Origin of the sequence: Kitasatospora sp. NPDC048545 (assembly GCF_040651155.1) — a bacterium.
In the GTDB taxonomy this organism is placed as follows: Bacteria; Actinomycetota; Actinomycetes; order Streptomycetales; family Streptomycetaceae; genus Kitasatospora.
In genome coordinates, this window is the sequence record NZ_JBEZIQ010000012.1 from 89,702 (window position 1) to 108,895 (window position 19,194).

The following is a 19,194-nucleotide window of genomic DNA, read 5'->3' on the forward strand; positions in this document are numbered from 1 at the left end:
CGGGCGCCGCGGCCGCCGCGGGTCACTCGGCCCTTCGGAGCACCCTCGGTTCGTCGGCCGGCGCCGGGTGCGGTGCGGGCGCGGGGCGCGAGGCCGACGGCTGCTCCCGTACCGCCGGTTGCTCCCGTACCGCCGGTCGCTTCGGTGCAGCCGGTCGCTTCGGTGCAGCCGACGCCCGAGGCCGTGCGAGGGCCGCCAGCAGGGCGAGCTGCAGGACCGCGCCCACCACCGGTCCGAGCCGGACGCCCGACACTCCCAGGGGCCCCGACAGCGCGGCCGAGGTGACGAGTTGGGCGCCGAGGCCGGCCAGGACGGACAGCACCACCGGGCGGCCGGCACCCGCCGCCTGGTGGAACCCGCCGAGGGCCACCACCAGCGCGTACGGGAGCAGGTAGAGCGCCGCCATCCGCAGGAACCCGACGGACTGCGCCGCCACCGCCGGGTCGTCGGTGAACAGCGCGGTCAGCGGGGCGGCGAGCGTCGCGGACAGCACCGCCGCCACCGCACCGACGAGCGCGGCCAGCCGTCCGGTGGCGCGGTGCAGGGTGCGCAGCGCGCCGTCCTCCCCCGCCCCGGTGAGGCGGGCGGCCTCGATCGCGGCGGCCTGACGCAGCGCGTAGAAGGCCATGGTGACGACGAGCAGCACCCGGTAGCCGACGCCGTAGCCGGCCACCGCCGCGACGCCGAAGCCCGCCAGCAGCGCGAGTTGGGCCGTGCCGACGGCCATCCGGGCGGTGAAGTCCAGGCCGAACGGCGTGCCCGCGCGCACGATCCGCGCCGCCGCCGCGCGCACTGCCCCGGCGGCCCGGGCCGGCCGGGGCCACGGCTGCGGCCGCACCAACAGCCGCAGGGTGACGGCGAGGGCGACCGCCCGTGAGGCGGCCAGCGCCAGCGCGGCGCCCGGTACACCGAGGGCGGGCAACGGGCCGGCGCCGAGGATGAGCAGCGGGTCGAGGACGAGCAGCAGGGCGTTGGAGAGCAGGGCGATCCGCATCGGGGTGCGGGTGTCGCCCGCGCCCTTGAACAGTTCGTCGGCGACCCGCTGACCGAAGAACAGCGCGAAGGCCGGGAAGGCGACGGTGAGGTACGCGGCGGCGTGGGCGGCGGCCTCGCCGTCCAGGAAGGCGCCCGCGAGCCGGTCGCGGAGCAGGAAGCCGGGGACGGCGAGGGCGAGACTGCCCGCGGCGCAGAGCCACCAGGCGGCGCTGGTGGTGCGGGCGGCCTCGTCGTGGTCGCCGGCGCCGAGTGCGCGGGACAGCCGGACGCTGGTGCCGGAGCCGACCACCAGGACGAGCCCGAGGAGCAGGTTCTCGACGGTTCCGGCCAAGGTGACGGCGGCGACCGCGGCCCCGCCGAGGCCGGCCACCCAGAGCGTGCCGATCACCGAGGCGACCACCCCGGACAGCAGTTCCGCGTAGACGGGTACGGCGAGCGCCGTGAGTCGGGACAGATGCCCGCGCATGATTCCTCCCCTGTTCCGCCGTCCGGGGCCCGCTCGGGGCCCTTCGGCCGGAGCCCGGACGGACATCTCGAATAGAGATACATCGATTCGAGGTACATCGGCAAGAGATATCATGACCGCTCCACCGGCGCGCTCCGACGGAAGGGCCCCGACCGTGCTGACCCTCGCGATCCTCGGCTTCCTGTACGACCAGCCGCTGCACGGCTACGAACTCAAGTCCCGGATCACCGGCCTGACCGGGCACGTCCGGCCGGTCAGCGACGGCGCGCTCTACCCCGCCATCGCCCGGCTGGAGAAGGCCGGCCTGCTCTCCCGCCGCAGCGAACCCGGCACCGGCGCAGCGCCGCGCCAGACCCTGGAACCGACCGAGGACGGCCGGGCCGAGCTACTGCGGCGGCTGGCCGACCCGGAACAGGCCGAGATCACCGACCAGATCCGGTTCTTCACGCTCACCACGTTCCTGCACCACCTCGCCGACCCGGCCCGGCAGGCCGCCGTCCTGCGCCGCCGGCTGGCCTTCCTGGACGCGCCGAGCAGCTTCTTCTACGACGGGGAAGGCCGGCCGGTCAGCGCCGAACAGGAGCCCAATCCGTTCCGGCGCGGCATGCTGCTCGTCGCCCGGGCCTCCACCGCCGCCGAGCGGGCCTGGCTGACGGAGACCATCACGGAGCTGGAGCGCCCCGGACGGCCCGCCTGACCCGGACGCCGCCGCCCTCCCGGAACGCCCCGACGCCCGAACGGCCGAACGGAATCAGGTCCTTCCACACCTGGCCCCAGCGGGCCCCCGCGTGGCTATGATGATCCGCCTCACGTCCTCGGCGTCCCTCCGCGGCGTGATCCGCCACCGCGCCCCGCCGTCCCCCTGGAGGCCGCCGTGCCCACTGCCGAGACCACAGCCGCCCGACCCGCACCGATGAAGCGGGACGACATCCCCGGCTGGTTCTTCAGTCTCGATCGGGCCGCCTTCGGCCACCTGCTGTCCGCCCAGACCACCGCCGGCGTCACCGGCGACATCCTGGAGCTCGGCAGCTACCTGGGCCGCAGCGCCGTCCTGCTCGGCGACCACCTGCGGCCGGGCGAGCGGCTGACGGTCTGCGACCTGTTCGACTCCGAAGCCGGCGACGAGGACAACGCCGCCGAGATGGACATGTCCTACCGGAAGACGCTGACCCGAAGCGCCTTCGAGGCCAACTACCTGGCCTTCCACAGCGAACTGCCCGAGATCGTGCAGGCGCCCACCTCGGTACTGGCCGACGGCCGGATCCCGGCCGGCAGCTGCCGGTTCGTCCACGTCGACGCCTCCCACCTGTACGAGCACGTCGCCGGCGACATCGCCGTCGCGCGGGCCGCGCTCACCGGGAACGGCCTGGTCGCGCTGGACGACTACCGCTCCGAGCACACCCCCGGCGTCTCGGCGGCGGTCTGGGAGGCGGTCTTCACCGGCGGACTGCGCCCGGTCCTGCTCACGCCGATGAAGTTCTACGGCACCTGGGGCGACGCCGCGGCGGCCCGGCAGGTCCTGCTGGCGCGGGACTGGCGGTCCGACGGCTACACGGTGGACGAGGACACCATCGCCGGGGCGCGCGTCCTGCGCCTCAACTACCAGGTCAAGGCCCCGGTCCTGCGCTCCGCCCCGCGCCGGCTGGCGCTGGAGCTGCTGCCGCCCGTCGCCACCAAGGCGACCCGCAGGATGCTCAGGACGCTGCGCGAGCGGCGCGCGGCGCCGCCGGTGGCCAGCGCCTGAACCCTGCCGCCCGGCCTCTCCACCCACCCGGCCCGTCCGCCCGCCTGGCCGGTCCGCCTGCCCCGCCCCGCCCGTCCGCCGTCGGACCGCCCACCGTCGGACCGCCGCAGGTCAGCGCCCGGCGGTCGGCGGGAGCGGGCGGTGCCCGCTCCCGCTCCGGACGTACGGGCCGGCACCCGGCCGACCCCCTCGCGGCCGTCGACCGCCGGGACCTGCCGCACCTCGCGCGCCACCCGACCACCCGAACAGCCGCGCCGGCCTTCCCGTCCCGGAACCCTTGACGCCCCCTGCGGCATACGAACGTTTTTTACGCCTTTCCTATTGTCGCCGATACCTTCACTCCAACGAAGGAACCTCCTTTAAAGATTTGCCCACGGAACATTAAAGGCCACATAGTGATGACACCTCAGCTTGGTCTAGCGGACACCAAGTTCAGGCAAAGTCATCCGGATGAGGAGAAGGCCTTGTTCCACGGAACCACGACGACGGACGCCCCCGGACAGCGCCTCCGCGCGGAGATCGCGGGCCCCGGCACCACGCCCCTGATCGGCGTCTACGACATGTACTCGGCCTCCATCGCGGCCGAGCACTACAACGGCATGTTCGTCTCCGGCTTCGGCTTCGCGGCCTCCTACTACGGGCTGCCCGACATCGGCTTCATCGCCTGGCCGGACATGGTCGGCTTCGTCGAGCGGCTGCGCGGCGCCTTCCCCCGGCACCACCTCCTGGTCGACATCGACGACGGCTACGTCGATCCCGAGGTGGCCTGCCACGTCGTGCGCAGGCTCGAACGCATCGGCGCCTCGGGCGTGATCCTGGAGGACCAGAAGCGGCCGCGCCGCTGCGGTCACGCGGACGGGAAGCAGGTCCTCCCGCTGGAGGAGTACCTGGAGAAGCTGGAACTCGTCCTCGCCAACCGGACGGACCTCGTGGTGGTCGCCCGCACCGACGCCACCGAGGAGGAGGACATCCTGCGCCGCGCCCGGGCGCTCGCCGCGACGGACGCCGACGTGGTGCTGGTCGACGGCGTGCGCAGCGAGGAGTGGATCCGCCGGATCCGTGCGGTGGTCGGCGACAAGCCGCTGTTGTTCAACCAGATCGCGGGCGGCAAGTCCCCCCGGCTTTCGCTCTCGGAGCTGACGGAGCTGGGAGTGGACGTCGCCATCTACAGCACACCGTGCCTGTTCGCGGCGCACCGGGCGATGGAGGAGGCGCTGGCCGGGCTGAAGGTCGCCGACGGGCGGCTGCCCGCCGCGGCGGAGGAGGACCGGCAGATCGGCGTGCGGGAGTCCACCGAGCTGCTGGAGCGGAACATCGCCCGCTCCCGGGAGCTGACGGCGGTGACGGTGTGACGGCCGGTCGGCGCGGGCCCGCCCCGCCCTCGGCGGCCGCCGCCCTGCGGGCCGGTGTGCTGGGGGTGGCCGGAGCGTGCGCCCTGCTCGCGGCCGGCGCCGCACCCGCGGCGGCGGGCGGGTCCCTGATCACCGTCGTGGACAACTCCAACGCCGATTCGTGGCTGGAGATCGACCGGACGGCCAATCTCCAGAACGGCAGCGGTTCGGCGGGCAGCGACCACGACGGCGCGGGCTCGCTGGTCGGCGGTCTCCTGGGTCCGGCGCCACTGGCCGGGCCCGCGCGCCGCCCGGTGACGGGAGGCGGTCCGTGACCGACCGTCCGGCAGGCTGGGACCAGCCGGAGCGACCGCCGGGGCAGCGTCGGCACGGGCAACGCCGGCACGGGCAACGCCGCCAGGGGCAACACCGGCCTGCGCTTGGCGCGCGTGTGCAGGTGCCCCGGTGGCTCGATCCGTACCTGGCGGCGTTGGCCGGGACGGTCGGCCTGGCCGCGCTGTTCCCGGCCTCCGGCGGGTCGGCGCGGGTCGCCGGGTCGGCCTGCGACCTCGCGGTGACACTGCTGTTCTTCCTCTACGGCGCCCGGCTCTCGACCCACGAGACGCTGGCCGGTCTGCGGCACCTGCGGTTGCACGGGCTGGTCCTGGCCGCCACCTTCGTCCTCTTCCCGCTGCTCGGGCTCGCCACGGCACTGCTCACCCCGGTACCGCTGACCGCACCGCTGCAGACCGGGGTGCTGTTCCTCTGCCTGGTGCCCTCGACGGTGCAGTCCTCGGTGGCGCTCACCGGCGCCGCCGGGGGCGACGTCCCGGCGGCGATCTGCGCGGGCACCTACTCCGGCCTGGCGGGGCTGTTCCTCACCCCGCTGCTGGCGGCCCGGCTGCTGGGCTCGCACACGGAGCTGTCCGCCGACGGCCTGCTGCGGATCGGGCTCCAACTGCTCGCCCCGTTCCTGCTGGGGCAGCTGCTGCGAACGTGGATCGGCGGGCTGCTGGACCGTCACCGGCGGGCCCTGGCCCCGGTGGACCGCGTGTCGATCCTGCTCGTGGTCTACACGGCGTTCAGCGCGGCGGTGGCCCAGGGCATCTGGCGCCTGGCCACGCCGGCCGCCCTGCTCGGGCTCCTCGCGGTGCTGCTTTCCCTGCTCGCCGCCGCTCTCGCGGCCACCGCACTCGGGGCGCGGCTGCTGGGGCTCGACCGGTCCGCGAGCATCGCGGCCGTGCTGTGCGGTTCGCAGAAGAGCCTGGCCAACGGCCTGCCGATGGCCACGGTCCTGTTCGGGTCGCAGGCGGGGCTGATGGTGCTGCCACTGATGCTCTACCACCAACTGCAGCTGGTGGTCGGAACGGTCCTCGCCGGGCGCTGGTCCCGGGTGCCGGCCGCAGCCGCACCCACGGATCGGCCCGGCGCGCATCAGGCCGATGGAGAGGCGCCGTCCGCGCTCACCGGTCCGGCCGTGCCACCAGCACCCGGGTGACTCCCCGGCGCAACCGGGCCGAGGCCCCGGGCAGGTGCACCAGCCAGTGCAGCCGCTCGGCCGTGGGCTCCGGCCTCCGGGCCAGTTCCAGCACCGCCGCGTACGGGCGCGCGTCCTCCCTCAGCCGCGTGGCCAGGAGATCGATGAACCCGTCCAACGCCTCGACCGTGAGGGCGGGGTGCGCGGCGATCAGTTCGAGCAGGAAGTTCTCGTTCCAGGTGGTGTTGCGCCGGAGGGACAGCGAGACCAGCAGGTCGGTGGGCGCGGCGGCGTTCTTGGCGATCGCGTGCCAGACGAACGGGTACTCGCCCTGGGCCAGTCGGCGCAGCACGTCCGGGTTCGAGGTCCGTTCAGCCAGCCGCCGGTAGTCTCCGCCGTCATGCAGGTGGCCGAGCGCCTCGATGTCGTCCATCGCGTCCGCGGCGTTCACCAGGGCCCTCGCCGCGGTACCCGTCGGGTCCGCATTGCCGGTCGCGTTCGCGGTACCCGTCGTGTCCGCGGTGCCCGTCGGGTTGGTGTCGTTCATGTCGAGGCGTGACCCTAGCAGGCAGCCGCCGACTCACCCCGCGGGGGTGCTGAGGGTCGCGGCCGGCAGGACGGGCAGTGGACCCGGGGGCGGCATCGTCCAGGCGTCCGGGGCGGGGGCGAACGGTCCGCTGCGGTCCAGGAGTTGGGCGAGGGCTGCCTCACGGGCGCGCTCCACCTGACGGTGGGTGGCCTCGTCGATCAGGCCGAGGCGCCGGGCCTGGGCGTACTCGTCCTCGTCCTTCCAGGTGTGCGTCGCCAGATCGGGGGTGATCACCAGGTCCAGGAAGAGGTCGAGGGTGTCGATGCCGATGGCCGTCCGCCGGTAGGGACGCTCGAAGTTGACGTACCAGCGCAGCGGCCGGCCCTCGGGCGTCAGGAAGCGGTGCACGCTGTACGGCTCGCCGGCGACGAACCGGCTGAGCACCACGGTGTCGCGCCAGACCCAGTGGTCGAGTTCCCACTGCCCGGCGGCGAGGTCGTCGATGCCGCGCTTGCGGACCGCGACGTCGCCCGCCCGCCGCGATGTGGTCCAGCTCGACGGGGCCAGGCTCGCGATGCCGGGGCGGGCGGTCATCGTCAGGTCGGCGCCGTCGTCGGCGAGGACGGTGTACGGCATGGCCGTCCAGACCCGGCCGTACGCGATGTCCCGGCGGACGGCGGTACTCCCGGGGGTGAAGCGCTCCGCGGTCACCGGACGTAGTAGGCCCGGTTGTGGGCGGCGACCGGCGGGGACTGGTAGGTCCAGACCCCGGCGGCCGGGGCGTCGGCGATCAGGTGGGCGAGGTCGCGGGCGGACTCCTCGGCGGGGTTGCCGAGGTCGAGCCGGACGCGGTCGGCGGTGCGGTCGTCCAGGGCGTAGTAGCGGTAGGGCTGGTACACGGTGAGCGGCCCGGCGAGAAGCTTGCCCTCGTCGTCGGTGCCGTAGCCGGTGATCGGGGTGTTGTTGACCGCTTCGGGGGTGAGGCCGGCCAGGTTCACGTCCAGGGCGAGGAGTTCCTTGTCGTGGCGGTCCAGCCCGTCGGGCCCGAGGCCGGCGCGGCGGCAGGACACGATCCAGCGTTCGCGCACGGCGGGCGCGTTGAGGGAGGGCAGCGTGGTCTCGAACCAGCCCGGGTGCTTGGGCTCGGCGTAGAGCCGGCGTCCGGCGTCGATGGCCAGCAGGTTGTCGCAGAGCACGTGCAGCCGGGCGATGCCGAGCAGTTTGGTCTGGTCGTACCCCCGGGCGTACTGGCCGTAGTTGACCACCGGGATCCGGTCCTCGGCGAACAGCGGGTGGGCGATCAGGTTGATCTCCAACTCCTGGGTGATGCCGCCGCCGTTCGGGTACTGGGCGAAGTAGAGCTGGTAGTTCAGCGACACGCAGGCCCCGCCGTCGAACGCGGCGGCCTGCAGCCCGGGGTGGCGCTTGCCGAGCAGTTCGCGGGCCCGCTCGTGGTCGACCAGGTAGTCGACGCCGATGTTGTGCAGCGCGCCGTAGTGGAACGGCAGGTGGTACGGCTCCGGTACGGGCGGCAGCGGCAGGCCGGTCATGAGGGCTCCGAGGACGAAGGGGGTTCGGGGGTACGGGACGTGGCCGGTGTCGTGACGGTCGCCGGCCGGTGCAGCTCCAGCAGGTCCCGGTGCATCCGCTCGGCGCTGCGCAGCGCCAGCGCGGCCATGGTGAGCGAGGGGTTGGAGGTGCCGAGCGAGGGCATGGAGCCGCAGCCGACGGCGTACAGGTTGGGGTGGTCCCAGCAGCGCTGCCAGTGGTCGACCACGGAGGTGGCGGGCGAGTCGCCCATGATGTGGGTGCCGCCGGCGTGGCCCGCGCCCCGGTAGCCGTGGACCGCTCCCCGGTGCTCCAGCCGGCCCGGCCAGCCCTCCGCCGGGTAGGCGGTGTGGTCCTCGGCGCCCAGCAGGGCGAAGAGCTGGTCGGAGACGGCCCGGGCGGAGGCCATGCCCTCGCGGACGTAGTCGGACAGGTCGTAGCGGACGGCCGGCGCGGGGAGGCCGAGCGGGTCGCGCCGGTCCGGGTCGAGGGTGACCCGGTTGGCCGGGTCGGCGGGCTGTTCCAGTTCGAACTGGAGCGAGAACTGGCGGCCGAGCCGGTCGCCGAGGCGTTCGCGCAGTTCCTTGCCGCGCAGTCCGGCGGCGAGCATCGCGGCGGCCTCCGCCTCCGGCGGCCCACCGGCCCAGGACCAGCCCCAGTTGCCGATCTCGATCCGGAACGGGGCCCGGCGGTCGCGGCCGGGGCCGAAGCGGAAGGCCTCCAGGCCGCTGGTGGAGCCGGGCCCCCGGTGGGGGCCGACCGGGCGGGGCATCAGGCCCCAGGTGAGCAGGGCCGGGTGGTCCATCAGGTTGCGCCCGACCTGGTCGCTGCGCTCGGCCAGACCGGAGAGCAGCAGCAGCCGGGCGTTCTCGATCGCGTGCGCGGCGAGCACCACCAGGTCCGCCGCCACCCGGTGGGTCGCACCGCCGGACAGGTACTCGACTCCCCCGGCGCGCCCGGTCCGCGGGTCGGCGAGCACCCGGGCGACCACGGCCCCGGTGCGCAGCTCGACCCCGGAAGCCCAGCGTGCCTGGGTGCGCAGCGGGGTGTACTTGGCGCCGCTCGGGCAGGCCGGGACACAGCCGGCGCTGCCCGCGCAGAGCGGTCCGTCGGCGGAGCCGGGACGGACCGGCACCCCGGTGGTCCGCACCCCGTTGCGGGCGTGCGGGGTGTGGGTGACGGCGAGCCGGGCGGGCCCGGGCACGACGGGGTCGCGGACGGTCCGGCCGTCGAGGGCGCCGGCCAGCTGCCGGTCGAGGAAGCTGGCGGGAATGGCGCGCATCGGGAAGGCGTAGTCGTCGGGGATGGGCAGTCCGACGGCGCTGCGCTGCTCCCCGGCGTCGGCGGCGACACCGAGTTCGTACTCGGCGTCGCGGTAGTGCGGCTCCAGGTCGTGGTAGCCGATCGGCCAGTTGCGGCCGTGTCCGAGGTCGCCGGTGCGGAAGTCCTCGGGGTGCATGCGCGGGGCGAGTCCGGTCCAGAGCAGGCCTGTGCCGCCGTTGGCGCGCAGGTAGCCGCTGGCGTACGGCAGCGGCCCGTACTGGCGGAGGTGTCCGGTGGCGGTGAAGCCGCCGCCGGGCAGTCCGGTGAGGTCGGTGACGTCGGGTGACGGCGCCTCGGGGTTGTGCGGGTAGGGCGAGGTGGGTGGTCCGCCGCCGGCCGCGCGGTGGGCGGCCGAGGCTTCGGCACTGGTGGGCGCGGGTCGTCCCGCCTCCAGGACGAGCACCCGCCACCCTTGTGCGCCGAGGCGGTGGGCGACCAGGCTCCCGGCGAAGCCGGCGCCGACCACGACGGCGTCCCAGTGGGCGGTCACCGGCTCTCGTCCCCTCGGGCCGACGCGCCCCGGGGCGCGTCGGCCCAGCTGCCGTACCCGGGCGCGGCGGCCCCGGGCGGGGCGGCCCGGAAGGTCCGCCAGACCAGGCCCCGGTCGTGGGCGCGGGCGGAGCCGGGCGCCTCGCCGGGCCAGGCGCCGACGTACCAGAGGTGGACGAGGGCGTGCTCATCCCGGACCCGGTGGGCCAGCACAGTGCGGTGGTGCTCGTCCGCCATGCCGGTGGCGCGCAGTTCGGGCACGTCGAAGCCCGTGAGCTCGGCGCAGACGCGCAGGAACTCGTCCAGGTCGGCCAACTCGTCGGCCTCGGCGGCCTCGACGGGGTCCCAGCGCTCCGCGAGGTCGTAGTCGGCGGGGCGGTCGTCGGACACGGACACGCGGGTACCCCCACGATCGGCAGCGGATGGCCAGGGAAGGAACGGCTGGCCAAGACATGACAGGCCCGGAGGGCCACGCCTCATCGCCTGGCCCGGCCTGTCACCGCGATCCTGCCTCCCGCCCTCACCACCGGAAACCCGTTGCCCGAATCTGCCCGGACTTGATCACCCATCGCCCGATCGACGACCCACATCGTTCGTGTCCCGCCCGTTTCCGGACCACACCGGTCGGTGCCGCACTGCACGGCCCGCGCTCCGGACGTCAGTCCAGGGAGCGCACCGCTGCCAGGACGTCCAGGCCCAGCTCCGGGTCCGCGTCCTCGGGCAGGCTGACGGAGAGCCGGGTGACCAGGCCCGCGTACCGGCGCCGCACCTCCCGGGCCACTTCCTCGACCGAACCGGACACCGCGAAGGCGTCGAACACCTCGTCGTCGATCAGCGCGGCCATCTCCGCCCAGCGCCCGCGCACCGAGTGGGCGTGCAACTCCTCCTGCAGGTCCTCCCAGCCGTGCTGCGCCAGCACCGGACGGTAGGCCGGCGTGGAGGCGTAGAAGGCGAGCCGCTCGCGCGTCGCGGCGCGGCCGGCCGCCAGTTCCTCCTCGGTGCGTCCGACGGCGGTGAGCACGTTTCCGACGACCTCGAACGGCCGCTCCGTCCACGCGGCGCCCTCCGCCTCGGCCCGCGCCCGCTCCTCGGTCAGGCCGGGCAGCACCTGCTCGGCCAGGTACGCGGTGGAGGAGAACGGGTGGCTCAGGAAACCGTCGGCCACCGCCCCGGCGGTGCGGGTCATCAGCGGCCCGACGCCCGCCAGCAGGATCCGCGGCACCCCGGCCGGGACCGGGTCGGGCGAGAAGACCGGCGTCATCACCGTGTGGGTGTAGAACTCGCCCCGGAAGCGCAGCCGTTCACCGGTCTGCCAGCTGTGCCAGATCGCCCGCACCGCGTGCACGTACTCGCGCATCCGGGCGGCCGGACGGTCCCAGGGCATCCCGAAGCGCTTCTCGATGTGCGGCTTGACCTGGGAGCCCAGCCCGATGACGGCCCGTCCGCCGGAGGCCGCGTGCAGCCCCCACGCCTGGTAGGCGAGCGTCATCGGGGTGCGGGCGAAGGCCACCGCGATGCCGGTGGCCAGTTCGATCGACGTGGTCCGGTCGGCGGCGCGGGCCAGCTGGAGGAACGGGTCGTACGCCGTCTCGGCGACCACCAGCCGGTCCATGCCCCGGCGTTCGGCGCGCTCGGCGGCGTCCAGGATGCCCGCCGGGTGTCCGGAGGCGGTGGCGTCGAGGCGGAGGGCGGCGGGTCGGAGGGCGGCAGGGCGGGGGGCGGCGGGTCGGTCCATGGCGGTGCTCCTGGTCACGGGCGGCGGTGCTACCCGGGCAGCCTGCCACGACCGTCGGCGCCGGCCGGCCCGAGCCCGGCGGCTGGGCGCATCACCGACGGACGCACCACCGACGGACGCACCGCCCGGGCGCACCACCGACGGACGCACCGCCCGGGCGCACCACCGACTGGCACACCGCCCGGGCGGGCCGGCCCGCGGCGGCTACGCCTGCAGCAGCTTCAGCAGTTCGGCGGCCACCAGCGCGGAGGAGGCCGGGTTCTGGCCGGTCACCAGGTTGCGGTCGACCACCACGTGCGGCGCCCAGGCCTCGCCCTCCCGGAAGTCCGCGCCGAGGGCGACCAGCCGGTCCTGGAGCAGCCAGGGCGCCCGGTCCGCCAGACCGGCCTGGGTCTCCTCGGCGTTGGTGAAGCCGGTCAGCCGGTACCCGGCGAACGGCGAACCGCCGTCCTCGGTGCGGGCGGCGAGCAGCGCGGCCGGGCCGTGGCAGACCACGCCGAGCGGGCGGCCGGACGCCAGTGCCGCGGTCAGCAGCCGGCCGGAGTCGGCGTCGACCGCCAGGTCCTCCATCGGGCCGTGGCCGCCCGGGTAGAAGACGGCGTCGTAGTCGGCCGGGTCGGTCCCGGCCAGCACGCGCGGCCGGCGGAACTCCTCGATCGCCTCCAGCGCCGAGGCGATCGCCGGGTCGGTCAGGCTGGCCCGGTCGGCGACCGGGACGACGCCACCCGGCGTGGCGACGACGACCCGGTGCCCGGCCGCGGTCAGGGCCTGGTACGGGACGACGGCCTCCTCCGCCCAGAAGCCGGTCGGGTGCTTGGTGCCGTCGTTCAGGGTCCAGACGTCCGAGCCGGTCAGGACGAACAGGATGTCGGCCATCGTGGGTGCCTCCAGTGGTGCGTTCCTCGCCGCGACGACCCCCGCCGCGGCGCTCACACCGTCGACGCTAGACCCGGCGGGCCCACGGGAACCAATGGGCCACGCGATGCGAGGCATCGGAATTCCGATGCCTCGCACGGTCGGCCCAGCCATCGGGATCCCGTACCCTCGCGGCATGAGCGATCGGACGACGAGCGATCGGACGGCGAGCGGTCGGACGACGAGCAGCCCCACCACGAGCAGCCCCACCACGAACCGCCCCACCACGAGCCGCCCGAGCACGAGCCGCCCGAGCACGGAGGACCGGCTGCTCCCCGGCTCCGGCCCGCTGGACCTCAACCAGCTGCGGACCTTCCTCGCCGTGCACCGCGCCGGATCCTTCACCGCGGCCGCACACCTGCTGGGCCTGTCCCAGTCCACGGTGACCGCGCAGATCCGCACGCTGGAGCAGCGGCTCGGCCGGGAGCTGTTCGAGCGCCGGGCGCGCGGGGTCAGTCCGCTGCCATATGCCGACGACCTCGCCGCCCGCCTGGCGGTCCCGCTGGACCAGCTGGCGGGCCTCGCCGACGGACGCGGCGGTGGCGTCCCGGAGCCGGTCCACCTGGCCGGGCCGGCGGAGTTCCTCGGCACCGTCCTGCTGGCGGAGCTCGCACCGCTGGTCGCCGAGGGCGTCCGGCTCCGGGTGACCGGCGGGCTGACGGACCCGCTGCTGGAGGAACTGCGGGCCGGTCGGCACGACCTGGTGATCGCCACCCGGCGTCCGCGCGGCCGCACGCTGCTCTCCGAACCGCTGGCCGACGAGGAGTTCGTCCTGGTCGCCGCACCCGCTTGGGCCGACCGGCTGGCCGGCCGGGACCTGCCCGAGGCACTGGCCGAGGTGCCGCTGCTCAGCTACGCCGAGGACCTGCCGATCGCCCGCCGCTACTGGCGGCACGTCTTCGACCGGCGGCTGCACGCCCGGGCCGCACTCACCGTGCCGGACCTGCGGGCGGTGCTGGCGGCGGTGACGGCGGGCGCGGGCTGGAGCGTCCTGCCCGGCTACCTCTGCCGGGCCGAACTCGCCTCCGGAGCGCTGCGGTTGCTGCACGAGCCGGCCGACCCGCCGATCAACACCGCCTACCTGGTCCGGCGGCCGGCCGGGTCCGCCAACCCCCACGTCGCCCTGGTCCGCGAACACCTGCTGGCGGCGGCCCGCGCCTGCTGAGCCCCGGACCGCCGACCCGGCCGACGGCGGCGCAGCAGTCCCGCCGCCACGGCGAGCAGCGCGCCGCACACCGCCCACAGCACGACCTCGGTGCGCCCGACCGGCTGTCCGGGGAAGCGCGCGCCCGGCCCGGCCGACTGTGGGCCGAACCGCGACGTCAACTCGCCCGCGTCCAGCGTCACCTGCTTGACCGCCGACTCGCCGAATGCCGCCGTGGTGTCGATGTGCACGCCCGACACCGGGTAGGGGAAGCGCTGCCAGAACACCCCGGCCTCCTGACGGGCGACGGACAGGGCCTCCTCCGGGTCGTGTTCCTTCCCCGAGTAGCGGACGTCGAGCCGGTAGCCGGCGGCCGTCCGGTCGCCCACGGTGAAGCAGGCGAAGACCGGCAGGGCATCCCGCAGTTCGTCCACGCCGGGGAAGCCCGGGTCACACGGCCCGTTCCAGTCCGGGGCGGTGGCGGCACCCCAGCCCGCCAGCGCCGCGGCCACCAGGAGCGCCGCCACCCGGGCCCTGGGCACCCGCCGGGTCCCCGGGCCGTCCGTCGCACGGGCTGTCGGGCGGGCCGTCCGCCGGGTCGGCGGGCGCCGCGCCCCGCGGGGCGGGGCGGGTCTGTCGTCGCTGCTGTCCATCGGTCCGTCCGCGCAGAATGATCATCACCGCCGGGTCGGCGGGGGTACAGCATGCCGGAGCGGCGCCCCGGCCGCTGCACCGGGGTGCCGGTCGACCGGCACCGTCCGGGTCAGATCGCCAGGTCCCGGCGTTCCAGCAGCCGGAACGCCGCCAGCAGACCGAGCAGGCCGACCCCGATCAGCACGCCCAGCGCCGCCCACGGCACCCCGCCGTGGCCGAGCACGTCGCCCGGGGCGTAGTAGTGGAACGGGCTGAGGTAGCGCAGCGGCCGGGCCGGCGCCCAGGCCAGCGCGACGAAGTTGAGCGCGAAGCCGACCGCCCCGAAGACGACCGCCGCACCGACCACGTACGCCCGCCGCCGGCTGAGCGCGGACACCGCCAGCACCGGCCCGGTCAGGCAGAACGCGAGGGCGCAGCCGAGCAATCCGGCCGTGAACACCGCGCCCTCCGGGACGGCGGCGCGCAGCTTCGGGGAAAACGCCACCCCGAGTGCGATGGTCAGCGTGGCGGCGGCGTTGAGCAGCACCGAGGCGGCGATCATGGCACCCGCCCGTTCGGCGAGCAGCCGGCGCCGGGAGACCGGGCGGGTCATCAGCAGCTCGATGGTGCCGGATTCGACGTCGGCCGCGACGGCGGCGGCACCGAGCGAGCCGATCACGGTGAGCTGGAGGGCGATCCAGAACGGGTGGGTGAGTCCGGCGCCGAGCAGTCCGGGGTAGCTGGCGATGGAGATGTCGCCGTTGGAACCGCTGAACGCCTTGAAGGCACCGGGCGGGTTGCGGCGGGCGGCGCCGAAGAGGTCGCCCGGCGCGACGGTCCCGGCGATCACCACGATCAGGGTCTCGAAGACGACCATGCCCAGCAGCAGCGACAGCAGCATCCGGCGGCGCCGGTGCAGGGCGAGCCAGACCAGGGGGAGGCGGCGGCTGACGGTGCCCGGGTTCACGACTGCTCCTCGGTCGTCGGCGGACGGGCGCCGGTCGGACGGGCGCCGCCGGCACGGCTCCGGACATCGGGGTCGCCGGTCGCACGGTCGTCGTCCGAGCCGTCGTCGTCCGAGCGGTAGAGGTCGAGGAAGGCCTCGTCCAGGCCCGCCTCCTCCACGGTCAGGTCGGCCACCGGCAGTTCGGCCAGCAGGCCGCGCACGGCCGGGACCACCTCGTCCGGCGGCACCAGCAGTTCGACCCGCCCGCCGTCCCAGCGCGGGGACCACCGCTCGGCGGCGCCGAGCGGCCGGGCGCCCAGCCCGTCAGCGAGGACCAGCCGGACCTTCCGGGCCCGGGCCTCGCGCAGTTCGGCGACCGAGCGGACGGTCACCAGCCGGCCGTGCCGCACGATGGCGACCCGGCCGCAGGTGCGCTGCACCTCGGGCAGCACGTGGCTGGAGAGCAGGACGGTCCGCCCGGCGGCCGTCTCCTCGGCGAGCAACTCGTAGAAGGTCTCCTGGACCAGCGGGTCCAGCCCCTCGCTCGGCTCGTCCAGCACCACGACGGCGGGCCGGTGCTGGAGCGCCTGGACGAGCCCGAGCTTCTGCTTCATGCCACGCGAGTACTCCCCCACCGGGCGCGCCAGATCGGCCCGGGAGAGCTTCAGCCGTTCGCACAGCTCCCCTTGGCGCGGCACCGGGGCGCCCTGGAGGGCGGCGAGCAGGTCGAGGGTCTGGCGCCCGGTGAGTTCGGGGTAGAGCCGCAGTTCGCCGGGCAGGTAGCCGATCGAGGGGGCGAGCCGACGGTGGTCGGCCACCGGGTCCAGGCCCAGCACCCGCACCCGGCCGCCGGTCGGGCCGAGCAGGCCGACCAGGCAGCGCAGGGTGGTGGTCTTCCCGGCGCCGTTGGGGCCGAGCAGGCCGAACACCTCGCCGGCCGCCACGGACACGTCCAGTCCCTCGATGCCGACCGTGCTGCCGTACCGCTTGGTGAGCGAGGTCAGCTCGATCACCGGCCCGGTTCCGTTGCCTGGCATGGACCACCTCCTGTGACGGGTGCGTCGGCCATCAAAGCGCCCGCGGGACGGCCTGTCGAGAGACCCGGCCGGGACGACCGGGTGCAGCCCGGCCCCGGACACGGACCGGCGGCCCGCCCCGACGCGCGGACCGGAGGCGGGCGGCGGACCGGAGGCGGGCGGCGGACCGGAGGCGGGCGGCGGACCGGAGGCGGGCGGCGGACCGGAGGCGGGCGGCGGACCGGCGGCGGGCGGCGGACCGGAGGCGGGCGGCGGACCGGAGGCGGGCGGCGGACCGGCGGCGGGCGGCGGACCGGAGGCGGGCGGCGGACCGGCGACGGGCGGCGGACCGGCGACGGGCAGAGAGCGGGCAGGGGGCAAGCAGCGGCGGAAGCGAAGGCGGGCGGCGGGCACCCGGTTCACCCCTTGCACACGCCCAGCGGCACCAGCCTCACGACCTGCCGGGCCAGCCCGGCCGCCTCCGTGACGGCGGCGACCGCGTCGACGTCCTTGTAGGCCTCGGGGGTCTCCTCGGCCAGCGCCCGCCACGAGGCGGGGCGCACCGCGATGCCCCGCGCCTCCAAATCGCTCCCGAGCTGCTCGCCGCGCACCGTGCGCAGTGCCTGGTGCCGGCTCAGCACCCGGCCGGCGCCGTGGCAGGCGGAGCGGAAGGCCTCGTTGCCGGGCAGGCCGACCATGACGTACGAGGCGGTGCCCATGGTGCCGGGCACCAGCACCGGTTGGCCGGCGTCGACGAGGTCGGCGGGCAGGTCGGGGTCTCCGGGCGGCAGCGCTCGGGTGGCGCCCTTGCGGTGGACGCACAGCGTCCGGGGCGCGCCGTCCACCTCGTGGGTCTCCAGCTTGGCGAGGTTGTGCGAGACGTCGTAGACCAGCTCCAGTCCGACGCCGAGCGCGGTGGCGAAGGCGCGGCGGGCCGCCTCGGAGAGGAGTTGCCGGTTGGCGCGGCCGTAGTTGGCGGCGGCGGTCATCGCGCCCAGGTAGGCGCGGCCGCGCGGCGAGTCGACCGGGGTGCAGGCGAGTTGGCGGTCCGGCAGGTCGATCCGGTGGTGGTGCAGTTCGCGGTCCATGGCGCGCACGTGGTCGGTGCAGATCTGGTGGCCGAGGCCGCGCGAGCCGCAGTGGATCATGACGCAGACCTGGCCGGGCCGCAGTCCGAAGGCGGCCGCGGTTTCCGGGTCGATCACCCGGTCGACGGCCTGTACCTCCAGGAAGTGGTTGGCCGAGCCGAGGCTGCCGACCTGCTGCAGCCCCCGCTCGACGGCCCGGGTGCTCACCTCCCCCGGGGCCGCGCCGTCCAGCACCCCTCCGTCCTCGCAGCGTTCCAGGTCGCGCGGCACGCCGTGGCCGTGCTCGACGGCGTAGCGGGCACCGCCGAGCAGCAGCTCGTCCAGTTCCCCCGGCCCGGACAGCTGCCACAGTCCGCCCCGGCCGAGGCCGCGCGGGACGGTGCGATCCAGCAGGTCCATCAGGCGGCGGATCCGCTCGTGGTCCAGTTCGTGCCGGGCGACGCCGGCCGCCAGCAGCCGGACCCCGCAGGAGATGTCGAAGCCCACCCCGCCGGGCGAGACCACCCCGCCCCGGGCGACGTCGGTGGCCGCGACCCCGCCGATCGGGAAGCCGTAGCCCCAGTGCACGTCGGGCATCGCGTAGGAGGCGCGGACGATCCCGGGCAGGGTCGCCACGTTGGCCACCTGTTCCAGCGCCTTGTCCCCGGCGGCCTGCGGCAGCAGTGCGGCGGACGCGAACACGATGCCGGGCACCCGCATCGGCGGGCGCGGTTCGATCCGCCAGCGGTGCCGGCCCGCCTCGGTCAGTGCGATCTCCACCTCGCTCACCCCGTTCCCGCGGACGGCGCCCGCTGCCGCGGTATCCGCCGCTCGACTGCTCCGGCGCCCGGTTGCTCCGGCGCTCCGGCACTCCCCGGGCTCAGACGTCCACGGTGACCCGGCAGGTCCAGCCGTGCGGCCCGGCGCACAGGTCCAGGTCGTGCAGCGAGACGGCCTTCGGCACGGCTCCGACCAGGGCCGCGGTCGCGGTGTCCGCCATCCGGAACCGCACCGCGACGGTCCGGGCGCCGTCCGGCCCCTCGATGCCGCCGACCGCCACGGCGACGGGCAGTTCGCCGTGCGCGTCCATCCGGTACACGACCTCCTCCAGGACGCCCGCCAGCAGGTCCACGTCGCTCGCCGCGACGACGGTGCAGCCGCGCTCGCCGACGATCCGCGCACCGCTCAGGTCGGCGAAGCTGTGCACGACACCGTGCACCAGCTCGCCGATGCAGCCCTCGGCCGTCGGCGCCCAGGCCTCCACCCGCAGGTCGGCCGTGTGCGGCACGCTGCGGTGACCGCTCCCGGACCGGCCCGCGGGCTCGTGTCCGTCCACGGGAGACGCCTCCCGAACCCGCTGCTTCCCGGACCCGCGGCTTCGCGAACCCGTTGCCGTCCTCCCCTCCAGCGTCGTCCTGGGAACGGCCCGGGGGCAAGTGCGGCGGACCCCAGCGGGTCCCCGTCCCCGTCGTCCCCGTCCCCGGCGAGCGGCGGCTGCCCCTCTTCCCGGCGTCGGTCTCGCTTCCCGGCGTCGCTCTCGACCGGAATCAAGGGCGCCGACCCAGGTGCCGTCCGCCGGGGGCTCCCACCCGGACTCGTCCCCAGGACGGTCGCGAGACGGTCCACCGGCGCCGGGTCTCCGAGCCCGTACCCCTCCTCGCTGGTCGGTGAGACCCAGGGCGCGATCCGCCGGACCTCGATCCGGCCGCGGTCGACGAGGTCCGGCAGGGCGCCGGCGATGTCGTCCAGCGGGCGGTCCCGGTCCTCCTCGTCGAGGTCGCCCCGGAATCCCGGGAGGATGTCGGCCTCGAACGGATCGACCATGAAGGGCCTTC

At 75.2% G+C, this 19,194-nt stretch carries 19 protein-coding genes; 6 read left to right on the plus strand and 13 right to left on the minus strand.

The window, feature by feature from the left end:
- Positions 1 to 22: 22 nt before the first annotated feature.
- On the minus strand, positions 23 to 1,462 hold the full coding sequence (locus tag AB0D10_RS14325; protein WP_360255466.1) for an MATE family efflux transporter: 1,440 nt from the start codon (positions 1,460 to 1,462) through the stop codon (positions 23 to 25).
- Positions 1,463 to 1,616: 154 nt separating this feature from the next.
- Here AB0D10_RS14325 and AB0D10_RS14330 point away from each other — a divergent pair, with 154 nt between their 5' ends.
- The 5 genes from AB0D10_RS14330 to AB0D10_RS14350 all read left to right on the plus strand — a co-directional run bounded on the left by AB0D10_RS14330 (position 1,617) and on the right by AB0D10_RS14350 (position 6,035).
- Positions 1,617 to 2,159: a PadR family transcriptional regulator gene (locus AB0D10_RS14330; protein ID WP_360255672.1), complete on the plus strand. Its 543-nt coding sequence runs from the start codon at positions 1,617 to 1,619 to the stop codon at positions 2,157 to 2,159.
- A gap of 177 nt (positions 2,160 to 2,336) precedes the next feature.
- Positions 2,337 to 3,206: a class I SAM-dependent methyltransferase gene (locus AB0D10_RS14335; protein WP_360255469.1), complete on the plus strand. Its 870-nt coding sequence runs from the start codon at positions 2,337 to 2,339 to the stop codon at positions 3,204 to 3,206.
- A gap of 464 nt (positions 3,207 to 3,670) precedes the next feature.
- A complete protein-coding gene (locus AB0D10_RS14340; RefSeq protein ID WP_360255471.1) occupies positions 3,671 to 4,558 on the plus strand; it encodes an isocitrate lyase/PEP mutase family protein in 888 nt (295 codons plus the stop codon).
- Positions 4,555 to 4,872, plus strand: a complete 318-nt coding sequence (locus AB0D10_RS14345; protein ID WP_360255473.1) for a hypothetical protein — start codon at positions 4,555 to 4,557, stop codon at positions 4,870 to 4,872. The genes AB0D10_RS14340 and AB0D10_RS14345 overlap by 4 nt, the downstream gene beginning before the upstream one ends.
- 116 nt (positions 4,873 to 4,988) lie before the next feature.
- A complete protein-coding gene (locus AB0D10_RS14350; RefSeq protein ID WP_360255475.1) occupies positions 4,989 to 6,035 on the plus strand; it encodes a bile acid:sodium symporter family protein in 1,047 nt (348 codons plus the stop codon).
- Here AB0D10_RS14350 and AB0D10_RS14355 read toward each other — a convergent pair.
- The 7 genes from AB0D10_RS14355 to AB0D10_RS14385 all read right to left on the minus strand — a co-directional run bounded on the left by AB0D10_RS14355 (position 6,001) and on the right by AB0D10_RS14385 (position 12,514).
- Positions 6,001 to 6,561: a hypothetical protein gene (locus AB0D10_RS14355; RefSeq protein ID WP_360255477.1), complete on the minus strand. Its 561-nt coding sequence runs from the start codon at positions 6,559 to 6,561 to the stop codon at positions 6,001 to 6,003. The genes AB0D10_RS14350 and AB0D10_RS14355 overlap by 35 nt on opposite strands.
- Before the next feature lie 33 nt (positions 6,562 to 6,594).
- On the minus strand, positions 6,595 to 7,254 hold the full coding sequence (locus tag AB0D10_RS14360) for a DUF402 domain-containing protein (RefSeq protein ID WP_360255479.1): 660 nt from the start codon (positions 7,252 to 7,254) through the stop codon (positions 6,595 to 6,597).
- On the minus strand, positions 7,251 to 8,093 hold the full coding sequence (locus tag AB0D10_RS14365; RefSeq protein WP_360255481.1) for a hypothetical protein: 843 nt from the start codon (positions 8,091 to 8,093) through the stop codon (positions 7,251 to 7,253). The genes AB0D10_RS14360 and AB0D10_RS14365 overlap by 4 nt, the downstream gene beginning before the upstream one ends.
- On the minus strand, positions 8,090 to 9,904 hold the full coding sequence (locus AB0D10_RS14370) for a GMC family oxidoreductase (RefSeq protein WP_360255483.1): 1,815 nt from the start codon (positions 9,902 to 9,904) through the stop codon (positions 8,090 to 8,092). Before AB0D10_RS14370 ends, AB0D10_RS14365 begins: the two co-directional genes overlap by 4 nt.
- Positions 9,901 to 10,293: a hypothetical protein gene (locus AB0D10_RS14375; protein WP_360255485.1), complete on the minus strand. Its 393-nt coding sequence runs from the start codon at positions 10,291 to 10,293 to the stop codon at positions 9,901 to 9,903. Before AB0D10_RS14375 ends, AB0D10_RS14370 begins: the two co-directional genes overlap by 4 nt.
- A gap of 268 nt (positions 10,294 to 10,561) precedes the next feature.
- Positions 10,562 to 11,638, minus strand: coding sequence for a TIGR03617 family F420-dependent LLM class oxidoreductase (locus AB0D10_RS14380; RefSeq protein ID WP_360255487.1), 1,077 nt, complete (start codon positions 11,636 to 11,638; stop codon positions 10,562 to 10,564).
- A gap of 204 nt (positions 11,639 to 11,842) precedes the next feature.
- Positions 11,843 to 12,514: a type 1 glutamine amidotransferase domain-containing protein gene (locus AB0D10_RS14385; RefSeq protein ID WP_360255674.1), complete on the minus strand. Its 672-nt coding sequence runs from the start codon at positions 12,512 to 12,514 to the stop codon at positions 11,843 to 11,845.
- A 175-nt stretch (positions 12,515 to 12,689) separates the two neighbouring features.
- Here AB0D10_RS14385 and AB0D10_RS14390 point away from each other — a divergent pair, with 175 nt between their 5' ends.
- Positions 12,690 to 13,718: a LysR family transcriptional regulator gene (locus AB0D10_RS14390; protein WP_360255489.1), complete on the plus strand. Its 1,029-nt coding sequence runs from the start codon at positions 12,690 to 12,692 to the stop codon at positions 13,716 to 13,718.
- Here AB0D10_RS14390 and AB0D10_RS14395 read toward each other — a convergent pair.
- From AB0D10_RS14395 to AB0D10_RS14415, 5 genes are all read right to left on the minus strand, one after another.
- Complete coding sequence (locus tag AB0D10_RS14395) at positions 13,631 to 14,239, minus strand: hypothetical protein (RefSeq protein ID WP_360255492.1); 609 nt, start codon at positions 14,237 to 14,239, stop codon at positions 13,631 to 13,633. The two genes, AB0D10_RS14390 and AB0D10_RS14395, sit on opposite strands and share 88 nt — an antisense overlap.
- Before the next feature lie 221 nt (positions 14,240 to 14,460).
- Complete coding sequence (locus AB0D10_RS14400; protein WP_360255494.1) at positions 14,461 to 15,297, minus strand: ABC transporter permease subunit; 837 nt, start codon at positions 15,295 to 15,297, stop codon at positions 14,461 to 14,463.
- Complete coding sequence (locus AB0D10_RS14405; protein ID WP_360255496.1) at positions 15,294 to 16,313, minus strand: ABC transporter ATP-binding protein; 1,020 nt, start codon at positions 16,311 to 16,313, stop codon at positions 15,294 to 15,296. Before AB0D10_RS14405 ends, AB0D10_RS14400 begins: the two co-directional genes overlap by 4 nt.
- 398 nt (positions 16,314 to 16,711) lie before the next feature.
- Positions 16,712 to 18,139: an RtcB family protein gene (locus AB0D10_RS14410; RefSeq protein WP_360255499.1), complete on the minus strand. Its 1,428-nt coding sequence runs from the start codon at positions 18,137 to 18,139 to the stop codon at positions 16,712 to 16,714.
- 100 nt (positions 18,140 to 18,239) lie between these two features.
- Positions 18,240 to 18,695, minus strand: coding sequence for an archease (locus AB0D10_RS14415; RefSeq protein WP_360255502.1), 456 nt, complete (start codon positions 18,693 to 18,695; stop codon positions 18,240 to 18,242).
- Positions 18,696 to 19,194: the final 499 nt, after the last annotated feature.